This window comes from Chitinophaga sp. (assembly GCF_039596155.1).
GTDB lineage: Bacteria > Bacteroidota > Bacteroidia > Chitinophagales > Chitinophagaceae > Chitinophaga.
Window position 1 is genome coordinate 98,144 of record NZ_JBCNKF010000004.1, and the last position, 18,785, is coordinate 116,928.

Here is an 18,785-nt window from a genome sequence, read left to right on the forward strand (position 1 = left end):
TGCCGGGGTAATTTTATGGATGTAATTATCTTACAAAAGCTGTTGCCACGCCGCCATCAACATTCACCACATTCCCGGTTGACTTGTTCAGCAAGCCACCAGTAAGGGCGAAGCAGGCATTAGCAATATCCTCAGGTAAAATGATCTGGTTAAGCAGGGTGCGTTTTGCATAATAACCAGGCAGTTCTTCAACAGTGATGCCATATGCTTTTGCGCGGCCGGCGGCCCAATCACCTTCCCATATTTTACTATCGGCGATCACCGCATCCGGATTGATGACATTGACGCGGATATTATCTTTTCCTAATTCAGCAGCGTTCAGGCGGCTCAGGTGCAGTTGCGCAGCTTTTGCAGAACCATAACCAGCATTGTTAGGACCGCTCATAAGGGCGTTCTTGCTCACAATATTCAACACATCGCCCCCCATGTCCTGTTTGCGCATAATTTCAACACCCGCCTGTGTAACCAGGAACTGGCCCTTTACCAGTACGTCATACAGCAGGTCCCAGTCTTTTTCAGTATGTGCTTCCAGTGGTTTGGAGATGGACAGCCCGGCGCAGTTCACTACAAGGTCCACACCACCAAATGCCAGTGCACCGACTGCGTATGCTTCGTGAATATCGTTAGCTTTTGTTACATCCAGTATCGCAGTCGTAAATACATCAGGACCATATTGTGTCTGGAATTCGTCTTTTGCCTTCTCGAGGCGGCTGGCATCATTATCATTGATGATCACACATGCACCTTCGTCAGCGAACTTCCTGGCGATTGCCTTGCCTATTCCGCCGGCGCTACCCGTTACCAGTGCGATGCGGCCGGATAAAGCTTTCGGTTTAGGCATCCGTTGCAGTTTTGCTTCTTCGAGCAACCAGTATTCAATATCAAATGCCTCCTGGCGTGGTAAGGCGGTATATTCAGAAATAGCTTCCGCACCTTTCATTACATTGATGGCGTTGATATAAAATTCGGCAGCAACGCGGGCAGTTTGTTTATCTTTTGAGAACGTAAACATACCGATACCGGGATAGAGAATTACGACCGGGTTTGGATCGCGCAGTGCAGGACTGTTGTCATGACGGCAGGCGGTGTAATAGTCTTTATACATCTGGCGGTAAGTTGCGAATGCAGGTTCCAGTTGTTGTTTAACGGTTGCTACATCGTCCAGGGACGCCTGGGGATCCAGCTCAACTACAAGCGGACTGATTTTAGTACGCAGGAAGTGGTCAGGACAGCTGGTACCCATTGGAGCCAGACGAGCGAGGTCGTTGGAATTGATAAATTCAAGCACGCGGGGATCATCGGTAAAGTGTCCAATCATGCGGGTATGACCAGAGCAAAGACCGCGTAATACAGGAGCCAGTGCAGCGGCTTGTTTTTTACGTACTTCCGGAGCGGCAGGGCTGATCTTTGCACCGCCGAATACAGGACGTTTTTTATTGTAATTATCTTCGAGATAAGAGGCGCACCGCTCGATTACTTCGAGTGTGTTGATATAGCTTTCGTATGCGGTATCCCCCCATGTGAAGAGACCGTGAGAGCCGAGCATAATACCTCTGATATTGGGATTGCTGTTCAGGCACTCGCGAAGCTGGAGACCGAGGTCAAAGCCCGGGCGCTGCCAGGGTACCCAACCGATACTGCCGTTGAAGAGTTCCTGTGTGATGCGTTCACCATCCTTAGCAGCTGCAATAGCGATGGCAGCGTCGGGATGCAGGTGATCAATATGTTTAAATGGCAGGAAACCATGCAGCGGGGTATCGATAGAAGGAGCTTTGGATTTCAGGTCATAGATGCAGTGATTGAACAGCTCCACCATTTCGTCTTCCATTTCAATGCCTTTGTAAATGTTTTCCAGGCTATGCAGGCGGTCTACATATAGAGCAGCGAGCCCACTACGCCTAAGGGTACCCAGGTCGCCACCCGAACCTTTTACCCACATTACTTCTGTTTGTTTTCCGGTAAGCGGGTCTTTGGCCATGGCTTTACAGGAGGTGTTGCCTCCGCCATAGTTTGTTAAGCGAAGATCTGCGCCCAGGAGGTTAGAGCGGTAGATTAAGAGGCCAACTTCGTCGCCGGCCAGTGCAGCCGCCTTTTCTTCATCCCATAAGTAGCTTACGTGCTTGAAATTTACAGACTGAATCATGTATGAATGTTTAAATATTTTAACTATCAGGTAGTTTTGATCAGCCAAAAATTGAGATATGCAGTTCTTATTGCAGCTTCAATGATCTGTTTGCTGATTGGATAACTACTTATTTATTGTTAATGAATTAACTCCCGTTGAGGCAGATGATTGGTATTTTAGGATGCTAATACACCAACGTGATATCCTGTCAATGTGTTGGTGTCCATTTCGCCAATACATACACTCCTGCTACTCTGCCAATGAGTTACCATATCCCACCAGCAATACTGAAATAACGATGGTCAATACGCCGGCGAGTATCGTTCCAAAAGTCTTCTTACTCACCCCCTTCCACTCTTTCAGGGTAATACCCCACAGGCTTGAGATCATTATGATAAATGCCATGTGCAGAATCCATGAACTTGCGCCGTTGCCCAGCTTGCTCTCCCCCATTCCGTAAAAGAAGAACTGAAAAAACCACGTGGTACCAGCCAGTGCAGCAAAGAAATAGTTGCCAGCCAGCGGTGTTTTCTTATTGGTATAATCACTAAAAGTTTTGTTCCTCGTATTCAGCAACAGGCACCAGAACAGGTTAGTTGTTAAACCTCCCCAAAGCAATACCACGAAAATGACATTGTTCTGGAACAGCGGATTGGCACCTTGTTGTATGGCGATCGCAGCCATGGGTTTACCAGCTTCAATACCGAAGTTGAAACAGGCACTGAGGATACCCGAAACGGTTCCCACGATCAATCCTTTCCTGAGGTTAAATTCTGAGATACTTTCCTTTTTCTCATCGTCAGACAATTCATTTTCTTTCATCATCCCGGCTTTTCCGCAGATGGCAATTCCGAGGAGACAAACGAGTACACCCGCGAGAACCAGTTGTCCGCTGATGTGGTGAACCATGGATGAAAAGGTGTGGGCCGTATCGCCTGTAAACAGATCCCTGTAAATAGGCGGGATCAGTGCGCCAAAGGCAGAGGTATAACCTAATGCAACAGACATCCCCAGGGACATACCCAGGTAGCGCATGGTAAGCCCAAATGTGAGACCGCCGATGCCCCATAGTACACCCATAAAATAGGTCCAGAATAATGTAGTGCCGTCGGTGACGCGGATAATACTCATGAAATCAGGGATGGTAATCCATGCGGCCAGGAAGGGCACGATCAGCCATGAAAAAAATCCGCCTACTATCCAATAACTTTCCCAGGCCCAGTTCCTGACTTTTTTAAAAGGGATGTAAAAACTGCCCGAGGCAAAACCTCCGACGAAATGAAAAAAAACACCAAGAATAGCTTGCATAAATGTGGAATTGTGGTTTTTATCTAGTTTAACTGTGGAACTTTGAATAGTGGCTACACTATCTGATCCGTCAAATGTATGGAATGGCAGTGGGCGAACTGTCCTATACCTTCCTACTGAGGTAAGGACATGCAGGAAAAAGCCCGTTACCACAGGGCGTAGCTGCAGCAACGGGCTGTCTTACTTCCTTTCCGATCTCATCCATACTTCCACCGTCTGTTAATGTTCTGTTTATTTCCTCCAATTAATACTATCACAAACAAAAAGGTCCGTAAAACCATGGTTTTACGGACCTGAAAATATTTCTTACGCCTCCTACTCCATCACCACCGTCACAATGCTCCTCCCTGGCAGTTCAATCTGTTCATTTTTCCCACGTACAACGTGCGCTCCCATATCCTCATCCTTACTTGTACAATAATACCTGGCCTTACTAAACTTCCTGCCTTTCACAGCCATATTTACTGCCTTTGGTTCCACGCCATCATTCACACACACCAATACCGTCTGGTGCTTACTTACATACGCACTCACCAGCAGCGAAGCATCCCCACTCTCAGCTATCACCCGCTGCATGCCCGGACGTACAAACCTGCTATACTGACCCAACGCCCACAGATTCTTTACCGCGGTTACCGTGCCATCCTTATAGGTCTTATCTTTCGGATGCAGTGCCACCAGGTAATACCTCGTATCCATATCCGCTCTTCCCGGTTCCCAGCTATTCCAGAACTGCCACGCCGAAGCATTCCCATATACGAAATCGTCATGGATCACCTTCGCCAGGAACAACGCACAATCCATTGCTGTGCGCGGCCCTTTATGTCCTTCCTTGTAGCCATCTGCCAACATCGAGTATTCTGTTTGCCAATACTGCAGACCATATCTGGCAGCAGTATCAGCTAAATGAACACGAACAGACCGTCTGCTGCTATCACCATCATCAGTGAAATAACTATGCCCGCCTATAATAGCCGGTACATGCGAAAGATTGTAAACACCACCTGATTTCAAGGCCTGTATCTGGTGCGATGCTGTGCCATCCTTCGCATATAAATACGCTAAATGCCCGGCCTCAGAAAGTAGTATTTTCGTATTTGCATGCGCACGTGTCAGCGCTGTATCCAGGGCGCCCGCTATTCGTACCACCTCACTATTCGTCCATGCGCTCCCTTCCTGATCGGCATCTCCATATGGATGACTCCAGTCCCACTGAGGTTCATTCACAGGACTGATGTAATCAAAATGCAGCCCTTCCTTATCGAAATGCTGATACACCTTTGTGAGAAAATCCGCATAAGCATCATACTGATCTACCTTCAGATTCGAACGGTGATCTTTCTCCGTCTTATACCCCAGCCCATTCTGATTCATCCACACGGGCGGCGTATTGGAAAATGCAATCAGGGTCTCCACACCATACTCCTTTGCCTTTCTTGTAAACCATAGGTACCCTGACTGTTTTGACCAGTCATATTTGCCGTCCGGGCTCAGAAAACACTCGGCACGTTTCCGGAAATCCTTGATTCCGCTGCTGTCTCCCTGCTCCGCTGTTCCGCCGCCAATATTAAACCGCCAGGCTGAAAGGCCGATTCCCTCCGGTGCCCCGTCCTTCTTAAAACCTTTACTAAATAGCCACCGGGCCATCTGCTCCCGGATCTCAGATGGCCAGTATTTACCTATACCTTCCGAAAACCAGGCACCAGAGGCTCCAATATTATCTATCACCTGTGCCTTCCTGTTGATATCAATTGTAATACGCTGCTGGGCATGGGCAAAGGCAGCCGTCATGAGCAGCATGATTGTAAAGCGAGACCGTTTCATTTATATTCACATGAATTCGATCCAAGGTAGGAATAATATTTTTAATTGTCAATCAGACAATGAAAACAAGGGGGACGCCAACCGACTTTTTGACCAGTTTTGCCGACTAATGAACCTTTTGTTATAAATTTATTACCAGAACTTTACTTCCGGATTCAAGGACCACAATTATGAGGCATGGCAGGTAAAAAACAAACTGCGAATGTATATAAACATGCAGAGCTCCTGCAGGATACAGAAATTGACGTACAGGCAACAATTCCCGGTTTTGCCGTCAACTGTAACCTTCAGTACATGGATATCCCTGTCTTCCGGAATAACTTTCGGTCTGACTTTCTTAGCATCATATTGGTTGTAAAAGGTAGTCTCACGATCTCTATCAACCTGGAAGAACACATTATGACGCCTAACAGTCTGCTGCTGGCTACGCCTCATGCACTGAAACAGGTGATCGCAATGGATGAAGATACCGTTCTTTGCGGGATCTCTGCCACTGTCGAATTCATAGGAAAGATCTTTGCCGACAAAATGCTTGATCTTATGAATTATTTCAGTACGAAGTATTGTCCGCACTGGCAACTGGATAGCAAGGATGCTGCTGCAATTGCCGACATCTTCGATATAATGCTGCATCGTACTAAAGCATACAATACGCATTCTTATGGCAAAGAGCTGTTCTATCATGCTTTCGCTACATTACTATACGAACTGGCAGGAATGGGACAGAAATATGCTAAGTTCAATCATGCCGACTTCTCACGCAAAGAGAACCTGGTCATGGCCTTTACTTCAAATGTACAGCAACATTTCAGAAAACAAAGGAACGTGCAGGCCTTTGCCGAACAATTGCACGTGACACCCAAGTACCTGACTGAAACCGTGAAAGAAATTACGGGCAACACAGCAGGAGAAATTATTGATCAATTTGTGATACTCGAAGCGAAACGCATGCTCAGCGATACGCCACTCAGTATTCTCCAGATAGCAGAAGAACTGAATTTCAGTGATCAGTCCTTCTTCGGAAAATACTTCAAAAGATTTGTCGGACATTCTCCCAAAGAATACAGACAGATCCAGAGAAAATATTAAGTTTAGTTGTTACAACACAGTGTAACAGTTGTAGGTTTAAGGAATGGCCGGAATAATCATATTCCGGCCTTGTTATTTCCAGCCAAAAAAACCGAACCGACATTCAGACCAATTTTGCCGATTTTCTAACCTTTTTCTCCGCTTTATTACATCCAACTTTGTGCAGTGAAATCATCTGTTCAAATTTCAATTACCAATTTTATGACATTGATTGTAAGACAGGCATCATTATTTCTAATGGTTATCCTGATTGCAGGCTGTAGTACAAAGGCTGATAAAAAGCCACAGTCCGATCCTGTAAAAGTAAAAACCATCCGCGTTCAGAAGGACCCGCTTCCGCAGCTATTAAGTTACTCCGGCACCATCGAACCTGACAACGCTGCTGACATTGGATTTGCCGTAGCTGGCACAGTTAATAATATCAGTGTGCAGGAAGGGGATCACGTAAAACAGGGACAATTACTCGCCAGCATTGATGCCACCGAATATAACAATGCACTGGCTATTGCGAATGCCTCGCTGGAACAGGCCGAAGACATGTACAAGCGCCTCAATGAACTTTATCAGAAGGGAAGTCTGCCAGCTAAAGATTATATAGAAATCAAATCCAGGCTTGCGCAGGCACAAGCCAATAAGAGTATTAATGCTAAACATATTGCCGACAGCAAATTATACGCGCCAATCTCCGGTATCATCACCGCCCGCAAAATAGAAAAAGGAAGTACCGCAGCCCCGGGCATTCCTGCCTTTACCATCATCAAAACTGATATTGTAACTGCAAAAATTACGGTGCCTGAAAGCGAAATCGGAGCGATCAGAAACGGCATGGACGCTAAAGTTTATATCGCTACACTGGAAGATACCCTTAGCGGAAAAATCGCTATCATTAACCCACAGGCTGATGCGATATCCAGAACCTATACCATCAAAATCAAACTGGCCAACAGCAATAATCGCCTGTTACCCGGCATGCTCACAAATGTACTCATCAACACAGGCAAAATGACCAATACCATCTCTATTCCGGCGACAGCCATTGTTAGAGATGCAGATGACCTCACCTATGTGTACATCGCCAATGAACAGCATAAAGCCATCCGCAAACGAGTTGCCGCAGGCATACTTACTGGCAGCAACAATGTTGTCATCACAAGTGGCTTACAGGAAGGAGATCAGCTGATCACCAACGGGCAGTCACATCTCAAAGATGGTAGTATCGTGACAGTTGAATAATCATTTAAACCAGGCTCATGAAAAGAAAAAAGATCGGCTTCATCGAAGCCGCTATGAAATATAAACAGGTGACGCTGGTAGCCATGGGCATGTTGCTCCTGCTCGGACTTTATGCGCTGCTGAATATGCCCCGCTCGGAAAACCCCAAAATAGATATGCCGGTTGCCATGGTATATGCTTTCTATCCGGGCGCTGATGAGGTGCAAATGGAAAAACAGGTAACTAATAAGATCGAACAGTTCCTGTTCTCCTACGAAGAAATAGACAAGAAGAAAACGACTTCACAAACGAAAGATGGACAGGTATTCATCACCGTTAATCTGCATACCGAAGTAAAAGATCGTAAGAAGTTCTGGAATACCTTGCAACACGGTTTGAATACTGCTTTAAGGTCAAATATTCCTTCCGGTGTAATAGGCCCCGTTGTAAACAGCAACTTCGGCGATGTCACCGCCCAGATCATTACAGTCTCCTCTCCTATCCGCAAATATGCTGAGCTGGAGAAGTACATGGATAAGATAGAAGACGGACTGAAAGTCATCCCGCAAGTATCGAAGATCAATCGCTCGGGCGGTCAGCAACAGCAGATTTATGTAACCGTAAACGATGAACAGCTGCAACAGTATGGCTTTGACCTCTCTACTATCGTACGTACCCTGCAAATGGAGAACGTAACTGCCTATTCTGGTGAAATGACTGTCAGCTCTAATACGATTCCGGTATTTACAAATAGTCAGTATAAGACGGAAAAAGACATTGCGGAGCAGATCATTTATACCACGCCGACCGGCACTGTTGTAAGACTGAAAGATGTTGCGACGATTACCCGCAGGTATGAAGAACCCTCTTCATACATTCGTGTAGGTAATGATCGCGTGTTAATGCTGGCAATTGAAATGCAACCCGGGAATAACATCGTAAAATTCGGCCATACGATCGAAGAAAAGCTGGCAGCCATCAAATCCAAATTACCGGATGACATCCAGATCAATACGATTGTGAACCAGCCTGAGGTGGTAGATGAAAGTATTAAACACTTTATGCGCGAGTTCGGATTAGCGATTGGATCCGTCATCCTGGTCGTAATGTTGTTACTGCCATTCCGCGTAGCAGCGGTAGCATCTGTAGCGGCGCCCATATCTATCCTGATCACCTTTGGCCTTATCAATATCATGGGGATAGAATTGCACCAGGTTACGCTGGCAGCATTGATCATTGTACTTGGGATGGTGGTAGACAATGCCATTGTAGTGGTGGACAACTATATTGAAAAACTGGATGAAGACATCACTCCGTGGACGGCCGCCTGGCAGGCAGCAAAACAGCTATCATTGCCCATCTTTACGGCTACATTGGCCATCATATTCGCCTTTGCACCACTGGCCATCTTTATGTTTGGTATCGCGAAGGATTTTATCGCCGCGTTGCCGGTGACTGTAGCAGTAGCACTGATTACTTCCATGGCAGTTGCCTTGCTTTTAACGCCATATACATGTTATGTCTTTATCAAACAGGGGTTGAAACATAAGATGAGTACCAGGGGCAATAAACGTAGTCTCCTGGACAGGCTGCAGGAGACATTTAATAAAGGAATTGAGATTGCGTTTCGCTTTCCCAAAATCACAATCTCCATTGCGGTCTTGGCACTTGTACTCGCTTTGGTATTGGCAAACAACGTGAGTCAGGAATTCTTCCCCCTGAGTGAAAGCAAACAGTTCAATGCAGAAATCTGGATGCCTAACGGGACTTCACTGGAAGAAACAGAAAAGGTCGTGACAGCGGTAGAAGCAGAATTGAAAAAAGACAAACGTGTGGTAAATACCGCCAGTTTTATTGGCACCAGTTCACCCCGTTTCAACGTGACTTATGCACCCGAAATGCCACGGCGCAACTTTGCACAGGTCTTTATTAATACTGTAAGCAGTGACGCCACCAATGAACTGGTGAAAGAATACCTGCCTATTTTCGACAAATATTTACCAGACGGTTACGTACGCCTTCGTCAGTTAAGTATGCAGGAAGGATCTCCTATTGCCGTACGCATAGTAGGTGATAACCTTAATGATCAGAAAAAAGTAGCGGCACAGGTGATCGATATTTTACAACATGCAGAAGGTACCAACTGGGTACGCTCTGACTATGAGGATGATTATCTTGGTATTAGCCTGAAAGTAAAGGAAGATGAGGCGGCGCGGTTAAATGTGCCTAATCAGGCAATTACACAGACTATGGGTGCGGGGCTCAAGGGCTTTGCAGTGACACAGCTCTGGGAGGGCGACAAACCTATCTCTGTTTATCTCCGGTTAGATACTGTAAACAGAACAAATTTCAGTGACCTGGGGAACCTGCATGTCAACAAAGTACTGTTAAAACAGGTAGCTGATATTACCCCTTCATGGCATACGGGCGTGATAGCGCATAGAAATGGTCTGCGTACACTTACCGTGCTTTCCGAGGCTCAGAGAGGTATCAGAGCTTCTGAAATTTTAAAGAAAGTGCAACCAGAAATAGCCAGGTTATCGTTGCCCGACGGCGTGCATATTGAATATGGCGGAGATGCAGAATCATCAGCAGATAACGCACCAGGCATGGGTCTGGCATTAGGTACGAGCTTGTTATTAATTCTGTTGACGTTGCTCTTCCAGTTCAAAACTTTTGGTAAAACGCTGATCATCCTGGCAACTTTCCCGTTAAGTTTATTAGGCGCATTTTTAGGATTATATATTACAGGCAATCCAATGGGGATGACTGCTTTCATGGGTATTATCAGTCTGATCGGTATTGTGGTAAGGAACGGTATCATACTCGTGGATTATGCGGACGAATTGGTAAGAGACCATGAGTACACCATTAAAGCTGCTGCGTTGGCTGCTGCGAAACGCCGTATGCGTCCAATCTTCCTCACCTCCGCGGCAGCGGCAATTGGGGTAGTACCAATGATCCTGGGTAAGTCTCCGTTATGGGCGCCATTAGGTAGTGTGCTGGCATCGGGATTGATCGTGTCTATGGTGCTGACACTGTTTGTGATCCCGGTAATGTATTACCTGTTTGTGCGTCCTCCGCATGAAACCAGCGGTACTCCTGAGATCCAGTATAAGCCATCGAAAGCTGTTGTAATAATCATTGGATTGATATGCAGCCCTTTCTTATTGCATGCTCAGTCAGGTAATCTATCATTAACTGATTGCCGGAAGATGGCATTGGAACAAAACAGGCAGCTGAAAGCGGCGAAATATGAAATAGATGCAGCCAGGGCAGCCGCTAAGTCGGTTGCAGCAAATGCATACCCTACGATAGACGGATCTGTACTGGGCGTATATCTGGGAAAACCAATCGGCGGGGCGCTGAATGGTGCGATACCAGATTACTTCGGGAGCGCGACCGTTACTGCTTCGCAAGCGATCTATGCAGGGGGGAAAATCAAGACTGGCAAAGCGGCCGCCGACAAAGGTGTGGAAATCAGGGAAACGCAACATGTGCTGACGACTTCACAGGTATTATTGAATGTGGAAACAGCCTACTGGCAGGTAATACAGGTACAGGAAAAAATTGTATTGGCAAATCGGTTCAGAGACATGTTACAAGTGCTGCACCAGGATTTAAAAAACTCCTATGATGCAGGACTGATCTATAAGAATGACCTGTTGAGAGTAGAAGTGAATCTGAATGAGGCGGAATTGAATATCACTAAAGCAGAAGATGGTCTGGTGCTGGCTAAATTACGCCTGGCACAACTGACAGGTATGCCCGGGAATACAAGCTTTTCAATTGCGGATAGTATCAGCGGTGACTTTCAGACACAAGCACAGCAAGGTAACGGCGACAACAGACCGGAGATTCAGTTATTACATCAGGCCATTGAAGCAGGACAGTTGCAGAAGCGATTGCTGAAAGCTGAATCATTACCAACAATAGGCATCGGTCTTAGCGGCTTTGCCTCTGCCGGCAAGGGTGTGAATATTAAAGATCGCAGCGACTTTATGGGATCATATTTCGGATTAGCGAATATCAGCATTCCGATCTTCGACTGGGGGAAGAGATCCGGTAAAGTGAAGGAACAAACATTGAAACTTGCCGCACAGGAACAACAATTGATTGACACCAAGGAGCTGGTCGACCTGGAGGTGCAACAGGCTTATTTGTCGCTGAACGAGTCATCCCAAAAGGTAAACCTGTCGATGTTATCATTACAGCAGGCAGATGAAAATCTGAAGCTCGCAAATGATCGCTTTAAAGCAGGAACCATTACAGGCAAAGACGTGCAGGAAGCTCAGGTAATCTGGCAGCAGGCTTATAGTAGCCTGATAGATGCAAAGGTCGAGTATAAGATCAATGAAGCTGGATATAAAAAGTCCATTGGTCGTTTATAAGTTTTCAGGCAAAAACAATACATATCCCATGAAAAAGGAAATGATGCGGATCATGACAATTGCCACCGGTCTATTCGCTGAACAAGGTGTACGGGCAATTAACATCGATCACATCAGCAATAGTTGTCAGATAAAAAAGCGCGAATTCTATATCCATTTTGAAAGTAAGGAAGCACTTATCAGTCGCATCATTGCTGAGTGGATCGGTAAAAGCGGAAGGCATTTGCGTATGATCCCATCATTATCCTTTAATGCGATCACTGAATTACAAAGTTACTTCAGTTTTATAGAAGAGACACTTGCGTTGGTCTCACCCATTTTGATAACTGAATTAGAGACTTATTATACAACGCAGTGGCTACGGTTATCTTACTTTCGGGACACAGAGCTCCTTCCTTTTATTATTCAGAATGTAGAAAGGGGATTATCGGAGGGGATTTATAAAGCAGATATAGATAAACTCTTACTCACCAGGCTCTATTATCACCAGGTGCAGGCAGTTTACCAAGATAAATTTCTATTAAAGGAGATGCACCGTGTGTTCATAAGCGGTGTAGTCAATACTAAGGGATTACATTTTATATAAAAAAAGGCGCTTCCCCTTTGAAGGAAAGCGCCTTTTTTTATACGTTTTATTAGTATTGAACTTTTACATCGGCAATGATGTGGTCTGATGCCAGACTCTTTACTTTCACAATCCCTTTTTTTCCATTGCCATTCTTAAAGAACACCAACAGAGGCAGATTGGTAGCACCAAATGAAGCACCATCATCAGTGATATACATTTTCTGCAGCGTCACCGCATGAGTCAATGTATCGAAAGCCGCCAGTGCAAAGGTATCGGTGGGTACATAGTTACGCACCAGCGTAGTCTTTGCACCTGTTATTTTCAGGTCAAAAGATGCATCATTAGCACTCAGGAAATTCATTTGAATGCTTCCGAAATAGTTAAATGCAAGATCGATATATTTACCCATTGTATCAGGAATGGCGTTGTCCAAATAAACGGCCCCTGTCTTGGATGAAAATACACGGCCGTAAGTACTGCTATTCGGGCTCCAACCAATATTAACGTCCTGGAAAATGACAACACTGTCAGCTCCTGCAACAGGCGTGGTAACAACGGTAGTATCGGGGTTATTGGTTGAACCCCCTTCCGTAGCCCCTTCTTTGGTACAGGCTGTGATTGCAATCGCGATCATGATAACCGGCAGCAAAAGTTTCTTCATAGGAAAGGATCTATTATTTATTACAAAAATATGAATATTTTATAATAAATATGTAATATATGAAGAGAAAACGGTAATTGACTGGCTATCAACTGGTAAATACCGGTAAGATCACGATAAATGTTGCCCCCCTCCCTTCTTCTGACTCCGCGTAGATCACTCCGTGATGTGCAGTCACTATCTTTTGGCACAATGCGAGTCCGATACCGCTGCCTTCGTATTCGCCTCTGCCATGCAGCCGCTGGAAAATTACAAAGATCTTTTTCGCGTAGGTCGGAGCAAAACCTATACCGTTGTCCGTTACACGAATTTCGCAGTAAGGCATACCGTTTTGTAATTGCGGATGATCTGCAACTTCAGCGTTAGAGAGTCTGCGGCTACGTATGGTTACTTGTGGTTGTTTTTCAGAATGGGTAAATTTCAGTGCATTGCTGAGCAGGTTATGAAAGAGCTGCGCCATATGCAGCGGGATGCCCTGTACCGTGCAGAGATCGTCCATTTCAATCGATGCCTCTTTTTGCTGAATTGGAATATCCAGGTCAGCCAGTACCTGTTGGATGGTCTTTTTGAGATCCACGGCTTCAAAAAGGTGGTCTTGTCTGGAGACGCGTGAAAATGCCAGCAGGTCCTGGATCAACGTAGTCATTCTGGTAGCGGCGTTCCGGATAATGCCGAGATTACGCATGCCGGTTTCATTCAGCTGATCCTGGTACTTATCCTGCAAAAGTGCGGAGAACATATTGATCTTACGTAAGGGTTCCTGCAGATCATGGCTTGCTACATACGCAAATTGCTCAAGGTTCTGGTTTACAATATTCAGATCGATATTGGCCTTTTTTAGCTCGCTGGTGCGCATTTCTACCATGCGCTCGAGTTCTGCCCTGTTTTCGGTCTGTTGCTTGCGTATCGCCTTTTCCTGACGCAAATCGCGGGAAATAGTAGCCTTGCCCTGAGAGACACCGGTAGCAGCATCTATGACACGCATGGTAGTGACGAATACGGGTATCGCTTCGCCTGTTTTAAAATTGCGATAGTTTACTTCGCCGGTCCACTGTCCTTTTTCGTCCACTGCGGTATTGATTTCTTCCATGATGCCGTCTACGACTTCAGGGAAGAGGAACTCGGTGTTAGCGCGTTTTGCCTCTTCTACAGAATCAAGGCCCACGAGTTGCAGGCCAGCGGGGTTCACGTAAGAGACAATGCCATTTTCGTCGGAGAGGCTTACGAAGTCGCGGCTATTCTCCAGAAGGGCCAGCAATTTTTGCTGTTCCTGCTTCGCCTGGAGTGCAGGGCGCAAGTCGCGGAGGATGGCGCCCCGGCCAATAATTTTGTCAGAGCCGGGTTCGCGGATCACGATAAAGTCGCCGTAACAGGGTATGCGTTCTTTCGTAGCAGCATGTCGAATACTGATATGACCGGACCATTTGCGGCCGGCGAGTAATTCCGGATATACTTCCTGACCCATGAAGTTAAAATCATCAGGGTGAAAGAGGTCTTTATTAACAAGTGTGGTAATATCGAATTCATCGGGAATACCAAGCAGCTTTTTGCCGGCGGTATTCATGTAGAAAAAACGCCCCTGGTTGTCGGCAGCAGCCATGTAATCAGGGCTGTTTTCAACGAGGGCGATCATCAGTTCTTCTCTTTCACGATCTTCAATCTCACGGGTAACGTCTTGCGCAGTGCCTGCGAAACGGTAGGCAGTACCGTCGGGGTGGAAATAAGATTTGCCCTTGCAGTCAAGCCAGCGGAGTTTTTTGTCCCGGGCGCCGATGGTACGGAAGCGAATAGCATAGTCACCACCGCTCTCGGGGGTGAGGGCTGTCATAACAGCCTGGTCCACACGTGCTTTGTCGTCAGGATGGATGTATTTAAGGATATCCTGATATTCAATCACATGGCCTTCGGGAAAGCCAAATAGTTCCCGGCAGCGATCGTCCCATCTTACTTCTTGTTTCAAGGGGTCCATGTTCCAGGTACCCAGACCGGCAGATAGGAGTGCAAGACGCATCCATTCTTCATTGTTTTCCTCCCTGAAGGTGCCAGTTTCTAATTGCTTTTCCATGCGTAAGTTTAAATTGAACCCGGCATCTGATATAGGAGCCACCCGGGATACTACAACAAGTATACCGGTTAATATGGATTTTATGTATTATTTTTTTTTGAGGAGTATTGAAGGGGGCGTAGTTTGGTTTTTCAATTGATAAAAGGGGAAAATCAGCATGCGGATGTTTACTTATCCGCATGTTGATCAGAACGTATAGAATTATATTAACCGATATCTCTTGGTTCCAGCTGGAATTGTTCTGCCAGGAGCTCGTAGGAATGGAAACGGTCTTCTACTTTGTCAGCCATGGTAGCAACTACAATCTCATCTACCTGATAATCATCGGCTAATTTCTGCAGTTTTATTTTCACATTTTTAGGCGTCCCGGAGATCATGCGAGCTCTATTGGCCATCACGCGTTGCCATTCCATATCAGTGTATTCGTAGTCTCTCACTTCTTCCCAGGTAGGATAAACATCGAACTTACCCTTTTCGAGGCTGAGGAGGCGGTAGTCCATCATGGCTTGCAGTTCATCTGCTTTTTCCTGTGTATCAGCGCAGAAGACAAAGATGCCGACGTTCGCTTCCGGTTCGGGCAGGAAGACGGAGGGCTGGAATCGATCGCGATAAGTTCTTACAGCCTGGGGACCGCCTACGGGATAGATAAAGTGAGCAAAAGATAGAGCCCATCCCTGGCGTGCAGCGAGGAGACCGCTTTCCCCGCTACTTGTGAGCATCCACAATCCGGGGAAGGTATCAATATGTGGAATGGCTTTTACTTTTTCATGAACGGTACCAAGGGCGTCGCTATCAGTAAGATAGCCTTCAAGATCATGAATTTGTTGTACAAACTCTCTGGGTTCAAAGCTATTGGAAGGATTGAGTAAGTGAGCCGTAAGCCGGTCGCCGCCGGGGGCACGGCCTATCCCAAGGTCAATACGATTGGGATAGAGCGCTTCCAGGAGGCGGAAGTTTTCGGCAACTTTTAGTGTACTGTGGTTAGGCAGCATGACACCACCGGAGCCAAGCCGAATATATTTGGTAGCGGCGGCCAGGCGGGCAATGAGTATTTCAGGTGCTGCGCCCGCGAGCGCGCGGGTATTGTGGTGTTCAGAGAGCCAGTAGCGGGTGAAGCCAAGGCGGTCCGCCAACTGGGCGAGTTGTATGGATTCCTGGAGGGCTTCAACTGCGTTGGAGCCTTTACGGATGGGAGATTGATCTAATACGCTGAGTCTTATTTTCCTGTCTGCCATATATTTTAGAATTATCGTTCCAAAATTACGGAATATAATGATAGGATGGCAGGATTAAATTTACGATAGTAGTAATCATGGAAACACCTGGTAAAAATCTAGTCTTTCGCTGTCATCTTCTTCCAGTGCTGTTGCACTGCCCGGACTTCGCCCCAGCTTACATCATCACCTAATTTAGCCTTAATAGGTGCAGAGGCTGTCACTCCCATCTCTTTGACAAGCGGTAATATCCGGTTTATCTTTTCCTCGCTCAATATCTTTGACAGTTCCAGTTCCCCCTGTCCTACTGCATCTGCCAGGTGGCTTTCTATTGTGCTTACTGCAAGATTTCTCGCTGCTGCGATATCTGCCAGTGTTTTTCCGGCCCGAAACATTTCAACGGAATCTCTCCTGCTACCGCCGGCTTCGCGTTTCTTTGTTTTTTCCTTTTCCTTTTCCCGATGTGGCGTACGCATAGCGGTATAATCAGGTAATCCTTCACTGAACCGTAATTCACCATAACTGGCATTCACGAATCTGAACAAGCGGTTCCATAGGAATTCCTCCAGCATCATCAGCTGAGTTGTATATTTCTTAATCTTAGGGATATCCTTTACCAGTGACATCTCGCGTCTGACCGGCTGAATCAGTCCTTCATACATGTCCTGGGTAAAATACGCGACAGCCTTTGTCACCCTTTCTTTCAGCAAAGAGGTGTCTCCATCAGCGAGCAACTGATCCAGCAGAGGTTCCAGCTGGTTACGGAAGCGATTTCCTACGTCCTGTAACTGCACTGCTTTCAGCTGCAGGTTACGGCTGAGTGTCAATGCGCTTTCCATTCCATTCATCTTTTTGTCCCGTAGCCAGATAGCATGCATTTGTAATTCAGAGGCAATCTTTTCCGCACTAAACAATTTAATCAGCTGCGCAGCCCAGAATACGAGTCTTTCCTTTTCCAGATTAGCAAAGAGGCTCCCGACTTCGGTTTCGCGGTTAGAATACTCCAATACTTTTTCATCGGTGCGAATGGCTCCCGGATGAATTCTCGTATTGAGTACCAGTCCTTCCAGCGAAGTACAACGGCTTAAGGCTACATATACCTGGCCTGGTGCAAATGCATTGCCGGCGTCGATAATGGCTTTCTCGAAAGTCAACCCCTGACTTTTGTGTATGGTAATTGCCCATGCCAGACGAATTGGATATTGTGTAAAACTGCCTACTTCTTCTTCCTCGACTGTTCCTTCTGTTTTATTCAAAGAGTAGCGGATGTTACGCCAGGTTTCCTTTTCCAACACAAGTGACTCATTGCTACCGGCCAGTACAACAACGATTTTATTATCATCGATCACACGCTCTACTGTAGCTAATTTGCCATTATAATAACGGCGTGGTTCTGCCAGGTCGTTTTTGATAAACATAACCTGGGCACCAGGTTTGATTTGCAGGAGCATATCAGTAGGCAAAGCTTTGTCACTGAAATCTCCTTTGATCTCTCCGGTAAAACTGTAGATCTCTCCAGGCATATTAGCCAATCGTCCTGCATTGATTTCATCAGCTCTGCGGTTATGCGTGGTAAGCACAATGTACTGATCGCCTTCTCCGGTAAACTGCGGGTCGTAACGTTCATTCAGGGTGGTAATACCTTCCCAGTCGAGCGTACAATTGCGCACGCCATTGAGTATATCGATGAAAGTTCTCTCGTTTTGTCTGTAGATCTTCTTTAGTTCTATATATATCGGTGGCGCCTGTTGCATGACACGTGCATGGAAGAAAAACACGCTCTGGTAATGATCTTTTAGCAAATGCCATTGATCATCGGGCATTACAGGTGGGAGCTGAAACAGGTCCCCGATATAAAGCACCTGTACTCCGCCGAACGGCACCATTGGCTGATTGCGGAAATGACGCAGAATAGCGTCGATAGCGTCGAGGGTATCGCTGCGTACCATGCTGACCTCGTCGATGATGAGGAGTTCCATTTCCTTAATCAGCTCTTTCTTCTCATAATTGAAGCGTATATTTCTGAAAAGGGCATGCGTATCCGTTACTCCATTATCTACGCCAAACAGGTGTGCACCTGAGGGTACATAAGGGCCAAAAGGCAATTGAAAGAAGGAGTGCATGGTGACGCCTCCTGCATTAATAGCGGCCACGCCTGTTGGCGCAACGACTACGGTATTTTTAGTTGTGTTTTCCCGAATATATTTGAGAAAAGTTGTTTTACCTGTTCCGGCTTTTCCGGTCAGAAAGATATGACGGTTTGTTTCGTTGATATAATTTGCCGCCAGGTGAAACAGGTCATTGGAATGATCCGGTTGTGGCATAAGC

Annotated in this window: 11 protein-coding genes; 4 read left to right on the forward strand and 7 right to left on the reverse strand. The window is 46.2% G+C overall.

The genetic code is table 11. The features are described 5' to 3' along the window. Positions 1-25: 25 nt before the first annotated feature. The 3 genes from ABDW33_RS05360 to ABDW33_RS05370 all read right to left on the reverse strand — a co-directional run bounded on the left by ABDW33_RS05360 (position 26) and on the right by ABDW33_RS05370 (position 5,257). Positions 26-2,143, reverse strand: a complete 2,118-nt coding sequence (locus ABDW33_RS05360; RefSeq protein ID WP_343689035.1) for a bifunctional aldolase/short-chain dehydrogenase — start codon at positions 2,141-2,143, stop codon at positions 26-28. Positions 2,144-2,374: 231 nt separating this feature from the next. Next, positions 2,375-3,433, reverse strand: a complete 1,059-nt coding sequence (rhaT, locus tag ABDW33_RS05365; RefSeq protein ID WP_343689036.1) for an L-rhamnose/proton symporter RhaT — start codon at positions 3,431-3,433, stop codon at positions 2,375-2,377. Between the two features lie 315 nt (positions 3,434-3,748). Then, positions 3,749-5,257 (reverse strand): glycoside hydrolase, encoded by a 1,509-nt coding sequence (locus ABDW33_RS05370; protein WP_343689037.1) that lies wholly within the window; start codon positions 5,255-5,257, stop codon positions 3,749-3,751. Positions 5,258-5,434: 177 nt separating this feature from the next. On the opposite strand from ABDW33_RS05370, the gene ABDW33_RS05375 reads away from it, so the two are divergent. The 4 genes from ABDW33_RS05375 (at position 5,435) to ABDW33_RS05390 (ending at position 12,535) form a co-directional block, all read left to right on the forward strand. Continuing rightward, on the forward strand, positions 5,435-6,346 hold the full coding sequence (locus ABDW33_RS05375; RefSeq protein ID WP_343689038.1) for a helix-turn-helix domain-containing protein: 912 nt from the start codon (positions 5,435-5,437) through the stop codon (positions 6,344-6,346). Between the two features lie 201 nt (positions 6,347-6,547). Then, the gene (locus tag ABDW33_RS05380; protein WP_343689039.1) at positions 6,548-7,579 is read left to right on the forward strand and encodes an efflux RND transporter periplasmic adaptor subunit; all 1,032 of its coding nucleotides are present in this window, start codon (positions 6,548-6,550) and stop codon (positions 7,577-7,579) included. Between the two features lie 17 nt (positions 7,580-7,596). Beyond that, positions 7,597-11,949, forward strand: a complete 4,353-nt coding sequence (locus tag ABDW33_RS05385) for an efflux RND transporter permease subunit (RefSeq protein ID WP_343689040.1) — start codon at positions 7,597-7,599, stop codon at positions 11,947-11,949. A gap of 28 nt (positions 11,950-11,977) precedes the next feature. Then, complete coding sequence (locus ABDW33_RS05390; protein ID WP_343689041.1) at positions 11,978-12,535, forward strand: TetR/AcrR family transcriptional regulator; 558 nt, start codon at positions 11,978-11,980, stop codon at positions 12,533-12,535. 49 nt (positions 12,536-12,584) lie between these two features. On the opposite strand, the gene ABDW33_RS05395 is transcribed toward ABDW33_RS05390, so the two are convergent. The 4 genes from ABDW33_RS05395 to ABDW33_RS05410 form a co-directional block, all read right to left on the reverse strand. Beyond that, positions 12,585-13,178: a hypothetical protein gene (locus tag ABDW33_RS05395; RefSeq protein WP_343689042.1), complete on the reverse strand. Its 594-nt coding sequence runs from the start codon at positions 13,176-13,178 to the stop codon at positions 12,585-12,587. An 88-nt stretch (positions 13,179-13,266) separates the two neighbouring features. Beyond that, positions 13,267-15,243: a PAS domain-containing protein gene (locus ABDW33_RS05400; RefSeq protein WP_343689043.1), complete on the reverse strand. Its 1,977-nt coding sequence runs from the start codon at positions 15,241-15,243 to the stop codon at positions 13,267-13,269. A gap of 206 nt (positions 15,244-15,449) precedes the next feature. Further along, the gene (locus tag ABDW33_RS05405) at positions 15,450-16,478 is read right to left on the reverse strand and encodes an LLM class flavin-dependent oxidoreductase (RefSeq protein WP_343689044.1); all 1,029 of its coding nucleotides are present in this window, start codon (positions 16,476-16,478) and stop codon (positions 15,450-15,452) included. A 98-nt stretch (positions 16,479-16,576) separates the two neighbouring features. Next, a complete protein-coding gene (locus ABDW33_RS05410) occupies positions 16,577-18,781 on the reverse strand; it encodes a helix-turn-helix domain-containing protein (RefSeq protein ID WP_343689045.1) in 2,205 nt (734 codons plus the stop codon). Between the last annotated feature and the right edge of the window lie 4 nt (positions 18,782-18,785).